Source organism: uncultured Fluviicola sp. (assembly GCF_902168135.1).
In the GTDB taxonomy this organism is placed as follows: Bacteria; Bacteroidota; Bacteroidia; order Flavobacteriales_D; family Crocinitomicaceae; genus Fluviicola.
The window spans coordinates 1-14,401 of sequence record NZ_CABHOL010000044.1; the positions used below are offsets into that span (position 1 = coordinate 1).

A 14,401-nucleotide genomic window follows, 5' to 3' on the forward strand; every position below is an offset into this window, starting at 1 on the left:
TATCCGAAACAGATAGATGATATTCAGGCCGCACTGAATGAAATCAGCCTTCCGAAATACAATGTTTCCTCTCAATTTTTCCTGTTCGGAGCTTCTGCCGGCGGGCATCTTTCCCTGCTTTATGCCTATGGTTTTGATCCGAACCATTATGTAAAGGGAATTTGCAATACGGTTGGCCCGAGTGACATGACCGATCCGAATTACCTGAACAATCCGCTTTATGCTTCGGTTTACCCCACATTGATCAGCGGAGGCACGCAAAACCAGGCCGGAATTGAAGCTGTAAGTCCCGCACTTCGTGTTACGGCAGCCTCACCTCCAACCATTTCTTTTTACGGAGAACTGGATCCGCTTGTCCCGACTTCGCAAATGTCCAGACTGCATGATGCATTAACGGCTAACAACGTTTATAACCAGGCAACGATGTACCAGGGAGCAGGGCACGGGAATTGGAACACTCAGCAGTCGAATGATTGTATTGCGAAAATACTGTTGTTTGTGAATACTTACTTCCCTTAGAATTCTTGGAACCAAACATTGAAAGATTTTGAAACCTGTTGTATATTTGACCTGCGCAGCTTTATTTTAAACAAACGTGTTGATTATTTTTATTCTATACCTGGTAGTTTTATTACTGGGAATCATTACTTCTGTTTTCTATTTGAAGCAGTTGTGTAAATCCGAAGCTAAACTGCCTGAAGTATGGAGAAATTTGACTACCCGGAAAAATTTCAGGTTGAGTATTCGTCTTATAACAATCTTCCTGACTTTAGTCCTTCTCAACCAAAACACGCTGAATTATTTTGCAATAAATCACCTGGACAACGGTCTTATATTCAGCCTTTGTTTTACTTTCGTTCCAATTCCTTTGTTTGCTTTTTTCTATATTCATACGCACAGCAAATGGAAACGGTACGGCTACATTGTATTACATGCTATCTTGATCGGATCCCTTTTCTACGGAGGTTATTATTACCCATTCAGCCTTCCGAATTCGAGTATTTCTTTGATACTAAACAGCGTTTTTTTCTTAATTGCTCTTTTGAACCTGACAGATTTACTGATCCATTCTAAAACGGATCATTTCAAATTCAAACTAAAGATCACTCTGGTTGTTTTAGTCTTTTCGTTACTTGCCAGCATCCTGTCTACGATGCATTGGTCGGATATTTCTTCGGGCAATTCCATTAATGTTACTTATTTCCTGATGCAAAATATCAATATGCTCCTGTTTTACGTTTCGTTCCCTTGCATATTCGTTGCAGAAATAATTAAATTGCGCCGTGTTTGAGTTTTTTGTTATATGTCAATCGGTCCTTGGGTTAGCTATCCTTTCGGCAATAATATTAATATACCATTTCAAAAAGTCGGTGAAGGATTTACCCCGAGACTGGAAAGAAGCTTCCTTTATAAGAAATTTCAAGTGGAGTGTTTTATTTTTGACACTTTACCTGACCATTATTTTCGTCGGGGAACAAATTTCAACTCCCATGGCGCATAGGGGGATATATAATTGTTATGTAATCATCAGCAACTATTCTTTACACGTTCCTTTCTTATTTGGATTTCTATTTATTAACACCTCAAAAATCTGGAAAAAATATTCTTACATCTTATTGTATTTGATTCTCCTTACCCATTTCCTTTGGATGGATTACTTTGACCCAAATTCGGTTTTGAGTATCCATACTTCCAGGATGATAGACATCATTATTTTCATAGCAACCCTTCTCCACCTAACAGACATCCTAATTAATCCGAAATCGGATAATATAAAATTTCAACTAAAAATAGATTTAAACATTTTGTCTTATTTTCTTCTTTCCAATATTACCAACGCCTTTAATATCCATGGGGCTGATCCCAATGAACTGCTCTATCTAATGAATTATCTGATAACTATATTTTACTATTCTTTTTTTTGCTTGATATTCACTTCTGAGATCATTAAACTGAGGCGCAGGGACAATAGTTGCTAAACACAATCAGTTTATAGCGTAATTCTATAGTTAGATATAACTTTCGGTGCAGATAGTTTTAACATTTGAAAAGAAGCACAAAAACTTTATCGCACTTGTTTGATTTTATTGATCATTAAATATCAAAAAAAACGTCCCGGTTGACCGGGACGAGTATCATCAATTAAAATTCACCGGTTTATTATTCGGTTTCGGATCCCAGCTTCCCTCAAACTTGAAAGTCAGTTTACCGTGATAATCTGCGGAATAGAATGCCACACGATCCAGTGTTGCATCAATCTCACTTTTATCGAGGTTATCTGCTTCCCGCAAACAAAGCACATAAGTCCAATCCGCCTTGATACTGATCCAGGAACCGTACATGGTATGATTGATCTCCAGGCAATTTTTGAAAAAAGCTTCCTGGTTGCGATCGGGAACCGCCACCAACGGACTCATTACCTGGAAATAATATTTATCCGGGTTTTGCGGAAAATTGAAAATATCAATCCACACAGTAGACCCCTTATAGGTCAAATTCCATTGTCCGGGTTTTTCGCCGCGGCATAATCCCGGATCTACTCCTAACTCAGCAATACTCTGCTCAATTAAGAAAGCTGATGCATCAAAACTCATGTCGGAAAATTAGTAAAAAAAGTTTTTCGTGTCAAGACTTCGCGATATTAAGACCTCAGGACTATTGGGTAATGAGATTAGTATTCGTTTTAAATCAATTATGCGTAAGTTTAATAGTCAAAATCTTGAAAAAACAATGAATCCGAAAAAGGCTCCGTGGTACTTCCTGGCATTACTTATCCTGGCAGGTGAATCGGTATTCATACTTCCGTTTGTGCTTTCACGGGTATTCCGTCCGATTGTACTGGAAGCTTTTAACCTGAATAATCTCCAATTGGGGATCTGCTTTTCAATCTACGGAATAGTTGCATTGGTATCCTATTTGTTGGGCGGTCCGCTGGCAGATAAATTCGCACCCCGGAAATTAATTGCTACTGCTTTGTGGCTGACTGCACTCGGGGGATTTGTTTATGCCATGTTCCCTGAATTTACGGTTCTAAAAATCCTTTATGGTTATTGGGGATTTACAACTATTTTCTTGTTTTGGGCACCCATGATTAAAGCCGCCAGAGTATGGGGTGGAACAGCAAAGCAGGGAAAAGCTTTTGGTTTCCTGGACGGCGGGCGCGGTTTGGTTGGAGCATTGTTTGCCACAATGGGCGTTTTTGTTTTTGCTCTTTTCCTGGGTACTAATCTTTCAGGAACCGGTATAGAAGAGAATAAAGAAGCTTTCAGACAGGTCATTCTCATTTCATCCGGGATGATTATTTTGGTTGGGATACTGGTTTGGTTTTTTATGAAATCAGACCCCAAAACAGAGGAAGAACATCAGGTCGACCGGATTAGTTTCTCACAGGTAACTCGTGTTTTGAAATTACCTGCAGCCTGGTTATTGATGATCATTATTTTATGTGCTTATGTAGGCTATAAAATAACGGATGTTTTTTCCCTGTATGCCCAGGATGTAATGAAGTACAACTCCGTTGATTCCGCTAAAGTGGGAACTTTTTTGTTATTCATCAGACCGATCATAGGTGTAATTATCGGGATATTGGCCGACCGCTGGCAAACTACCGTATTATTATTTATCAGCTTTGTAGTCTCTTTTTTTGGAGCGCTGATTTTCGCCCTGGGTTTTGTTCCGGGATCAGCCTTACTTTTATTCCTGGTTTCAATACTGATCACGGCATTTGGAGTTTACGCCGCACGCTGCCTGTATTTTGCTGTTATGGAAAAAGGACAGGTTCCATTAGAACTAACAGGAACAGCTGTAGGGATCATTTCGCTTGTAGGTTACACACCGGATATTTTTGCAGGTCCTGCCATGGGTTATCTGCTTGATGGCTCCAAAGGAATCAGCGGGTATCAGCAGGTATTCTGGATGCTGGCTGTTTTTTCACTGATTGGGGGAATAGCCGGTTGGTGGTATGCGAAAATGTATCATAAGAACAAAAACTTTCCATGAAATGATTTATTTTTGCTTCAAATACGCTTCATGAAATCACTTACCCTCCTAATTCTTTGTTTCTCAACCATTTTTGCACACGCCCAAATCCCGGATTTTGATTGGGCGAAAGTCACAAAACTTGGAACTTTCCAGGGAGCGCGTGATATGGTTATAGATTCTGACGGAAACAGTTACACTACCGGATATTTTCGCGGGAATACTGATTTTGATCCAGGACCGGGAACTTTCATGCTCAACGGTGGAATTGGCGGGACAGATATCTTTGTTTTGAAACTATCTGCAGCTGGAAATTTTGTGTGGGCAAAGCGATTTTCCGGTTCATCCGCTTCATCTGACCTTGGAAAATCTATTACAATAGACAGTTTGGCAAATATTTATATCTCCGGTGAATTCGAAGGCACTGTTGATTTTGATCCGGGACCTGGAATATTTAACCTTACTTCTACAGGCGCTCAGGACGTTTTCATTGTTAAACTCACCAGTTCCGGAAACCTGGTATGGGCAAAATCGTTCGGAGGAATAAGCGCCGAATTGGTTTTCGATATCAAAATGAACAACCCCAACACATTGATGTTGATGGGATTTTACCATAATACCGTTGATTTTGATCCGGGACCTGGTGTTTACAACCTGATTTCTGCGGGTTATCAAGACGGTTATCTCTGTAAATTAAACGCAAACGGTGATTTTCAATGGGCAAAAAGCTATGGAGGGAGTGCGGGCACAGATCAGATTAGTTCAGTAGATTTTGATGGCGACGATAATATGTATATCGGGGGATACTTCAGCGGGACTGTTGATTTAGATCCCGGACCCGATACCTTAAATTATACGCCGGTTAGTTCCTGGCAGGATTTGTTTGTACAAAAACTGGATTCTTCTGGAAATGAAATCTGGACATCTGTTTTTCATGGTCAGGGTTCCGAAGGCATTGCAACGATCAAACATGATCCTTTGGGGTATGTTTATTGTTCCGGATCGACTAATTCTCCTGTGGACTTTGATCCGGGACCTGGTGTAGTCATGGAGCCCATTACCCCGACAGGTTTCTTTACTGGTTTTTTGGTTAAATTATCAGATACCTTAGGTAATTTGGTATGGGTCGACATCATTAAAGGACAGGATAATCAATCAGCACGTGATTTTGACATCGATACTTTGGGAAATATTTATTTGACAGGTTCTTTAGATGGAACTGCTGATTTTGATCCTGGGCCAGGTATTTATAATTTGACTTCCAAAGGAGCCGGAATATTCCCTTATGTTTGTGATGATGCATTCATTACCAAACTTACTCCTGCAGGAGAATTAATTTGGGCTTATGCTTATGGTGGTGTCGATCAGGACGAGGTGTTTTCCATACATTTGGGAGATTCAGGATATATTTATACCTGCGGATTATACTCAAAAATCGTAGATTTTGATCCGGGTGCAGCTATTTATACTCAAAACGGTGTACCTATGGCAGCATATGTGTATCGTATCAACGAATGTTTTCCGGGCGAATCTACTGCAACACATACTGCATGCGGAAGTTTTACCTGGATAAACGGCGTCACTTATACCTCAAGCAATCATACTGCAACCTACGCTCTTGCAGACGCTGCTGCAAATGGATGTGATAGTATTATTCATCTCAATTTAACCATTCTTCCGAATTCATATTACACGGACGTCGCTGCTGCATGCAGTTCTTACACATGGATCAACGGAGTAACTTACACTTCCTCCACCAATAATGCAACTTATATTCTTCCGAATTCAATTGGCTGTGACTCAATCATCACTCTGAATCTGACCATTTACCCCTCACATACAACGACTCTAAATATTTCTGCCTGTAATTCTTACCTATGGCCGACTAATGGTACAACATACACGACTAACGGCACCTACAGCCATCTTTTAACCAGTTCTCATGAATGCGATTCTTTAGTCGTATTAAACCTAACAATCGGGACTCCCAATTCGGGATCAGAAAGCCGAACGGAATGCGATCATTATACCTGGCCTGCCAATGGAGTTAACTATACCAATTCCGGAACTTATACTGCCGTTACTCAAAATTCATACGGTTGCGATTCTACCGTGACCTTGAATCTGATAATTATTCATTCAACCTCCTCAGCTGAAAATGCTGTGGCTTGTGATACGTATACATGGCCAATCAACGGACAAACGTATACTACTTCAGGAGTGCACACTGCTACTATTCCAAATGCTGTAGGTTGTGACTCGATAATTACATTGAATTTAACAATTAACCATTCAAATCTTATTACAGAAAACATCATTGCCTGTGATCAGTATTATTGGCCGGTCAACAACACTACCTATACTTCTTCGGGCACGTATATTGAACCATTCAGTAATCAATCAGGATGTGATTCCATACGTACATTGCATTTAAACGTCAATTATTCTTCTTCGTCAATAACTGTCATGGAAGCCTGCGGAAGTTACACCTGGACAAATGGAAGTACTTACACCACATCCGGAAACTATACTCAAACTTTACTTACCTCAGGCGGATGCGACTCGATTGCTACTCTGGATTTAACGGTTGACCCGCTGCCGGGCATCACTTTTAACGGATTTACTTTAGCAGCAACTACTACCGGAAATTCGTATCAATGGTTAAATTGTACTGCTGATTTTTCTCCGATTTCGGGAGAAACAAGTTCATCTCTTACATTAACAGCCAACGGAAGTTATGCTGTTGTGGTGGCAACCGATAATTGTATTGATACAAGTGCCTGTTTCGTGGTAGAAGGGCTTCAGGTCTCAGAAATCTTCCCGGAAAACACTATCCAGGTTATACCAAACCCTACTAATGGGAAAATTTTTGTAAGCCTGATACAACTTGCCAAACATATTGATGTTCAGCTGATTGACCTTAACGGTAAAATACTTCAGCAAACTATGTTCTCTCAAACAGACACTTTCGAGTGGATGCTTGTCCAGATACCAGGTATTTATGTCTTAAAAATCAATACCGACGGGTACGAAAGCCGCGTGAAGCTCATTGTAAATTAATTCTTACACGATAAGTATTTCATGATTTCTTCTTCTTCTTGGGAACCTTCGCTCCTTCTTCACGTGCTTCGGAGAGACCGATCGCTATTGCCTGTTTTTTACTGGTTACTTTCTTTCCAGAACCACTTTTAAGGGTTCCTTCTTTTAGTTCATGCATGGCTTTTTCCACCTTTTCGCCTGCTTTCTTACTGTATTTTGCCATAACATTGGTTTTTAAGACTTTAGGACACCAGGACTAATTAAGTGTCAAAAGAAGAAGCCGATCAGGAATAACAGAAGTCCTAACAGGATCATGATCACTGCAATCAGCAAAGTCCACTTGAGAAAGGAAATCACCAATTCGAAATTGTGTTCGTGCTCTTCTTCGGTAAGTTCTTTCAATACTTTCCGGAACCGGAAAATAAACCGTATAATGGGAAAACTCTTCTTCTCATATCCTTTCTTTTCCTGTTGTTCGTGAATAACTGCCACAATCTTGTAATACGAAAAGATAAAGATTGCCGTATTCAAAACAAGACCTGTTATCAGCAAACAGATCCCAATCCATTGTACTGCATTTACTTCAAACTCCATACTTAAAGGTAGAAGCGTTTTTAGCCAAATCCAAAAAACCAAAACATTTATAAAATCCGCTAAGTTGAATACAAATGTGCTGCTAACTTACCCCGATGTTTCATTTTCATGATCCGTTTTTCGTATGCGGGAAGTCCCAAATTATCCTAAATGATCACAAAAGACTTTTTCCCGGGGATCGGATGACTTAACTTTAGAAGACACTCGATCCACTTAGTTGTTCTAAGTTTTATTAATTACTAAATAACGAAAAGATGGAAACAACAGACAGCATCAACGAGTTCAAGGACAGACCCGATAAAGGAGAAGGAAGCGACCACGATTCTATGAAAACACTTTCTTCCACTACACGGAAACTGTCACAAAATGGGTACGTAACTCAATTCAAAGCTACCAAAAACGGTCTGGAGTCACTGGAGACGCATGAGGTGTATTCACCGGAAGAAGTGAAAATCATTAATTTTTACCGCTTTGAAGGCGAATCTGACCCTTCCGACAATGCCATTCTTTACGTGGTTGAAACAAGTCAGGGTGAAAAGGGGACATTAACGGATGCATATGGTGTTTATACGGATTTGAAAGTTTCCGAATTTGTGAAGCAGGTAGAAGAAATTGAGAAGGCAAATACCAATCCGCCGATTGATGGCAGACCGGAAGACCAGGAGGCAGGATAACATAAATGAGAAAGGAGTCCTGTTCTAAAGGACTCCTTTCTACAACCAAAAAACTTTTTGTTTATTCCTTTATAAGTTTGAAAATTTGTGTACGTCTTTCCCCGGTAACCTCAACCAGGTAGATTCCATTGCTGCGCTCGGAGATATCGAATTTACTTTGGTCTATTCCTTCATACTGATCAACCACTTTTCCGTGAATATCACGAATTGTGATGCGGTAGCTTCCTTCCGCTTTAACTGTAAAAAGTCCTTTCCCCGGATTCGGGAATAAACTCACCCAATTTCCATCCGTCAGGTTATTAAGACCCAAGATTTCCAGTTCAGCATTATTCTGATGTTCCGTTATTTCATCATTCACGGAAAGAGCAGTTATTGTCCCGCTATTTTCCTGATATTTTATTCCATAGAAGGAAGTTGTATTGGGATTAATGGTACTTAAGGGATTCGTATTGTCGATCAGGATATTCTGCCAGAAGCAGCCTGTATTGTAAACATTTGATGCAGCAAATTTGACTCCCTTGACAGCCGCCCAGTCTGAGGCACCTATTCCTACCGTCATTTTATCCCAAAGCGTTGCATCGGTTGCTGTATTTACTGCCCTCACGTGTACCTCATTCAGTGTATTTCTATATGTAAATACCGCCTTTCCATTCGAAACGTCCATATCAGACCCGAACATATACCCCTGTACAAAACCGATATCTGCAAGATAGATCGCAGAGAGCGCACCTAATGTATTCGGATCGATTCTGATATATCCCGTGCGTTTAACACCCGAAGCATTCAACAGCACACTTCCGTTGTATGAAACCGGATTATCGTAAACGAACTGAGCCATCACATGGGAGTTTGTGCCTTCAACTTCAAGAGTATTGAAAACAAAGTTCCCTCCGGGACTTGAAATCGGCACAGGTGCAGGAGATGCTAAAAGAGCAAGTGTAGTATAATCCAATTTGACTAGTCTCCAAAGCGTCGTTGATGTGGCAAAACTAACAAATAGATTATTATTTTTAAGTGCCACTCTTGATTCGGAAACAGAGCTGATTACAGGTATAACCGAATGAGCTACGTAAGCTCCGCTGTAACTAATTCTCAGAACAAAAATATCATCTACCGTTCCCGGAATCGTTGTTCCCATATAATTGAATCCGGATCCGGTCATACGCCCTGTAACGATAATCTGTGATGCCGCTTCATCAAGTACAAAATCCGTAATCTGGGCCCCTGGAGGAGCATTCCATGCCCAAACAACAGATCCGTTCGCAGCATTAAATTGTGCTAAATATTTGAATTTTGTAGGATCAACGCCTCCCAGGTAGAAAACTCTTCCGGCATCACTCACTTCAAGTTTGCTGTACAGGAAATCGGTTCTTACCAACCAGCTTAAGCAAAAATCATCAAACTTTACCAGGAAGCCTTCCAATGCATTCAAGGCAATACAAGAAACTGTCTGGCTGCCAAATGTAATGTCAGGATCCATTGCCCCGCTGTAATAAACAGCGCCTGAGTTATCACCGTCCACATCTGCTCCAAAAGTCCTTCCGGCAGAATTACATGTCATCGGATGAGTAAAGGTCTGACCTCCTGAACAACATTCAATAAACGTAATATCAACCGTATCGGAAAAATTACAAGAACTGTTTTGGGAAGGTGTAATAACTGTAGATGGCAAAGCCGGATAAGATATATTAAATATGTAATTATCGTCCAATGCCGTTGTTACAGTACCCGGCGAATAGACTTGATTACTACTAAGAACCGTATTGCTATTTTGGGATATCCAGGAAAAAGTATTCGTGCTAACTGCACATAAGTTTTGACCAAGTGAAAGTGTCTGTGGTACACAACCTGAAAGCTCCGTTGGTAAAACCGGAACTTCTTTTTTCATAAATTCCAGGTCTCTAACCAACACATCCCCCCTTCTGATATAGCTGAAATTGTTAATCTGCTCATTGTAAAAAACCAACATGTCATAATCATCATTTGCCGCAAAACAGAAAGAAGATGTTTCAATCGGATAGTTATCAGCAGTAAATAGTTCTTCATATACCAGCTGCTTATTCGCCGGCAAGACAAAATTATTACTGGATTGATTCACCTGCCCATTGATCATATCTGATGATTTTACCAAATATGCGTAAGACTTAACATGGGGATTCCCCAAAGACGTGGCGCCTGTTTCAGAATAACTGCGTCTAAAAGAAAGTGAATAATTCTCTCCGGGATTTGTATTTACCCAAAAGAAGAGCGATGAATAACAGCTTTCCTGTGTTGATCCCTGATCGGTTTCCTGGTAATTACAACTGAATTTGAATGAATTATCCGAATAAATCGCAGGAAATATAAACTGATTACCACTTAATAAGATATGCTCATAGACATTTCCAAAACAGATTTGATTACACTCAGGTGTATCATTGCAGGTTAAATCATCCAGGTCGCTTTCACTACACGCAGGAACATAGACCTGGATATAAGTAGGAAGACCTTCACGGTCTGTGCTTGCCGGTAAATAACCGATCGTGTAAACACCTGGTTGTGTTGCCGTAAAGTTCAGCTGATCATTATTAGCACCTGTAATTGTAACGGAAGCGTTTGCATTCCCGGTCTTAACAACCGCTTCCTGGATGAAAGTAGCATTCATATCATTTACCAAAGGTGTCAGATTTAAAGGCCAGGAATCACAAATCGTATGAACAATCGGTGTATAAGTAACCCCGTCACAAAGAAAACCTTCATCCGGATACGATTGAACCAGCAATCCATCGTGGTTACCAACAATATAGTTTGAATTATTCAACGTATAGTTAACGCCGTTGAAAGGGTTTGTAAAGTTAAAGCCTAAATCCTGCAGTGCGTTCACCTCCCTTTGATGATAGAACCTTTTCACCTGTCCCATACTGATTCCCGGGTTCATTACATTATTCCCCAATGGCGAACCGGAACAAACATCCGGAAAGTGAGATAATGAGCTGCCCTGATCAAATACCGGAGGCGCATAAACAGGATCATTGGTGTAATTACCTATACAACTTATGTTAGTACAGCCGGAAACAGCAAGTGTACTGAAATTCGGATCGGGGTCGCAATCAAAAATTCCCGGAGCATTCAATGGAGTTGCCCCCGCATAGAGCAGATCCCTGAACTTGAAATCCGATGAATTAATCCCGAGGATGTGCGTCAATTCGTGAAGGAGTACGCTGTAAAGGTCATATTCCCCACCCGCAGGCATTCCAGGATAATTCATGTTAAAGTTTGAAACTGCCGGATTGAGGTAAATAGCCCCGATCGGGATTGTCATGTAATCACCATATGGAAAATAAGTGGTTGCCAACTGAACCATGGGGATCTGCGAACACCCCTGACTGAGGAGATTAATGTCTTCGGGCTGAACATTTTGAGATGCAACTCCCAAAGCATTTGTGTACCAATTAAGATCAACCCAGGATTGAGGATAAGCACTTAAAGAAACTCCCATTCGCTGGTTCACATTTCCACAGCTTGCATCGACAAAATTTCGGTTTAAAAATGCATCTATATCCTCCAATAATTCGACCGCTGTGTTAATTACATCCGCTGAATTAGCTGCCCACACAGGTGTTGCATATGCTGAGCCGTCAAAATATGTCAGTACAAATTTGGTCCCGACATTGATTGATACCGTTTTATTTCCGGCATTCTGCATCTTTTTCAGTTCACTGACAGGATCAAAAGTTTCTTGTATTACTTCACAAAATTTTCGCTGATGGTCTAAACGCATTTCACAAGGCTTGGAAGGTTCCGATTCTTCTCCGTTAAGGGTATAAGTTACGGACATAGCTATTTCATCGCCGGGAAGAAGTGTAATCCCCACAGCAGATAAATAAATGAAATTATTTGTTGTACAAGGTGATACATAGGTTTGACCGTTTGTCAAATTCGTAATGTAGAATGTATAGCATGTTGCGTTGTATATTGGTTCGGCAGAAATCCGAAGATCTAAATCCGTAATAACCGAACCGCAAATTCCTTCTTTCAGTGCAATTTCCTTGGGAGGCAGTCCCAATGCAAATTCACACATATTCGTCCAGTCCGTATAAGAGCCTTTGGAGGATCCGGAATACTTGATGCGCACTTTTGTATGATAACTGCTTGAATAAGTAATGATACTTGCAAATGCATTCAACTGGATCGAATTGGAAGCACTTACCAATGTCAATGAATTACCGGTGGTAATATTCTTCAGTTCAAACTCGTATTCAAGGGCTCCGGGATATACCTGGGTGGAAATAAAACCGTCCGTTGAAATGGTTGAACAGTTTTCGATAGTGTTGGCAAACTTGACCGGTGAAGTTTGTGCGTTGGATTGCGTGGTTATACTTATTGCCAATAAGATACACAGCGCGACGAAGGCAGTTCTCATGTAGTTAAAGTTAAATTATTTAGACGAAAATAATAATTCTGCTCATTCGCCACCTATGTTTTTCAAAAAAAAAGCACACAACTACCTGCTTATGAAGCCTTTCAACTAAAATGATATGTCAACTAACACAGTGGTAGCGTGGGAACTTTAAAAAACAGTCTATTCGATTTTTTTTTGTTTTTAAATTTTTCTTTCATAAATTGCAATGAATTAGCTATCGCTTGTTTTTCACAACTCAATAAAAAACGTAAAGTAATTTACGTTGTTTTCATGTTTTAACATAAACATACGAGTTATGAAAAAAAAATTATTTCTTTTGACCACTATCGCTGTAAGTTCCATTATTCAACTGACAGCCCAGGTAAAAATTGGGGACAATCCCAACACAATTAACGCCAATTCAATGCTTGAATTGGAAAGCACCAACAAAGGTTTTTTACCTCCGAGAGTAGCATTGAACAGTCTCACAAGCACTTCTCCCATGACTGCCACAGTCGCTGAAGGAACATTGGTTTACAGCGTCGGGGGAACACTTCCCAACGGTTATTATTACTGGAATGCCAGCAGATGGGTGATGCTACGGGTAGCACGAGACAATTATGTTCTTGTAAAATCTACAGCAGATCTTCCTGCTCCTGTTGCAGGAGTAATTACACTGGTTGCAGGAGTAGAGTATGAAATTAACGGAACAATCTCGCTTTCAAACTCCATCGACCTGAACGGTTGTACACTGAAGGGGGATGATTCTGCAAACGATAAACTCATTTACACGGGTACAGGTGCATTGTTTACCGGAAACAAGACCGGGAATATTCGTTTCCTGACGCTTACCGCTGCTTCTGGCAGTGTATTTAATATCGACGCACTGGGAACCGCCCAAAACATGCTTGTACAAAACTGTTTTTTTCTCGGCAGCAGCAGCGTTGGGACTATAGCCGGTGTGGGCGGAACCGTATTCTTTTCCACGGTAGCTTATTTTGTCAACACCAATGGAATCACACTCCAAAATGACAACAATGTGGTCCTGAACAATACGCTTTGGGATGCCTCCAATTCGAATACCTACGAAAAATTTGTGGGTACTTTCAATGTCATACAAATACTGGGTGGTGACCGTTTAACTACTTCAGCAAACTCAGCCAAAGCTTTAGACATCAGTGGAATAACAAGCATTAATACCGGATCAGCAAAAGTTATCATGTTCATAGGAACAGGAACTTACGTGGTGGGTACTTTTGGCAACGCCTGGGAAGTGGAAGCTAACGGTCTTCCTACACAGAAGGATGAAGTAGCCGGGGGAAACATCTACATCTCAACCCCCGTCGCAACGACCTTTTCAGCCTCAGACACACCGGTAAAAGCACAGGGAACAACAACTTCTTCCAATTTGTTCCGCGTAACGAGTCCTGCCAATAACAGGCTCACTTATTCAGGAAGTAAGACACGCTCGTTCTACGTTTCAGGCGCAATGAGCATCAGCAATCCCAACAGCAACAGGTTCTTTTCCTTTTACATTGCAAAAAACGGGGTGGTCATTCCTGAGTCGCGCCAGGACGTCAAACTTGTCAACAGCACTGACCAGGTTGCTGTTCCAATTTCCTGTTGGGTGACGATGGCACCGGGTGACTATATTGAAGTTTGGGTAGCAAATCAAACTGCAACGACGAGTGTTACTGTTCAAACGTTGAACCTGTCGATCCAATAAAACAGAAGG

10 protein-coding genes are annotated in these 14,401 nt (G+C 40.7%); 6 read left to right on the forward strand and 4 right to left on the reverse strand.

Annotated elements, in window-relative coordinates; translation table 11 throughout:
* The coding region (locus tag QZT69_RS14850; RefSeq protein WP_294676509.1) for a prolyl oligopeptidase family serine peptidase at positions 1 to 519 on the forward strand (519 nt) is incomplete at its 5' end.
* 76 nt (positions 520 to 595) lie between these two features.
* Positions 596 to 1,291 (forward strand): hypothetical protein, encoded by a 696-nt coding sequence (locus tag QZT69_RS14855; protein WP_294676515.1) that lies wholly within the window; start codon positions 596 to 598, stop codon positions 1,289 to 1,291.
* An 847-nt stretch (positions 1,292 to 2,138) separates the two neighbouring features.
* Here the strand turns inward: QZT69_RS14855 and QZT69_RS14860 are convergent.
* A complete protein-coding gene (locus QZT69_RS14860) occupies positions 2,139 to 2,594 on the reverse strand; it encodes a YbjN domain-containing protein (protein WP_294676520.1) in 456 nt (151 codons plus the stop codon).
* Between the two features lie 136 nt (positions 2,595 to 2,730).
* On the opposite strand from QZT69_RS14860, the gene QZT69_RS14865 reads away from it, so the two are divergent.
* Entirely contained in the window at positions 2,731 to 3,999 is a 1,269-nt protein-coding gene (locus QZT69_RS14865; protein WP_294676533.1) for a nitrate/nitrite transporter, read from the forward strand.
* Positions 4,000 to 4,029: 30 nt separating this feature from the next.
* Positions 4,030 to 7,038, forward strand: a complete 3,009-nt coding sequence (locus tag QZT69_RS14870) for a T9SS type A sorting domain-containing protein (protein ID WP_294676538.1) — start codon at positions 4,030 to 4,032, stop codon at positions 7,036 to 7,038.
* A 19-nt stretch (positions 7,039 to 7,057) separates the two neighbouring features.
* Here the strand turns inward: QZT69_RS14870 and QZT69_RS14875 are convergent, their stop codons facing one another.
* Both QZT69_RS14875 and QZT69_RS14880 read right to left on the reverse strand, forming a co-directional pair.
* Positions 7,058 to 7,240, reverse strand: a complete 183-nt coding sequence (locus QZT69_RS14875; protein WP_294676542.1) for a DUF6496 domain-containing protein — start codon at positions 7,238 to 7,240, stop codon at positions 7,058 to 7,060.
* A gap of 44 nt (positions 7,241 to 7,284) precedes the next feature.
* Entirely contained in the window at positions 7,285 to 7,611 is a 327-nt protein-coding gene (locus QZT69_RS14880; protein WP_294676547.1) for a hypothetical protein, read from the reverse strand.
* Between the two features lie 254 nt (positions 7,612 to 7,865).
* On the opposite strand from QZT69_RS14880, the gene QZT69_RS14885 reads away from it, so the two are divergent.
* The gene (locus QZT69_RS14885) at positions 7,866 to 8,285 is read left to right on the forward strand and encodes a hypothetical protein (protein WP_294676555.1); all 420 of its coding nucleotides are present in this window, start codon (positions 7,866 to 7,868) and stop codon (positions 8,283 to 8,285) included.
* A 61-nt stretch (positions 8,286 to 8,346) separates the two neighbouring features.
* On the opposite strand, the gene QZT69_RS14890 is transcribed toward QZT69_RS14885, so the two are convergent.
* Entirely contained in the window at positions 8,347 to 12,687 is a 4,341-nt protein-coding gene (locus QZT69_RS14890; protein ID WP_294676565.1) for a T9SS type A sorting domain-containing protein, read from the reverse strand.
* Between the two features lie 295 nt (positions 12,688 to 12,982).
* On the opposite strand from QZT69_RS14890, the gene QZT69_RS14895 reads away from it, so the two are divergent.
* Complete coding sequence (locus QZT69_RS14895) at positions 12,983 to 14,392, forward strand: hypothetical protein (protein ID WP_294676569.1); 1,410 nt, start codon at positions 12,983 to 12,985, stop codon at positions 14,390 to 14,392.
* The last annotated feature ends 9 nt before the right edge of the window (positions 14,393 to 14,401 follow it).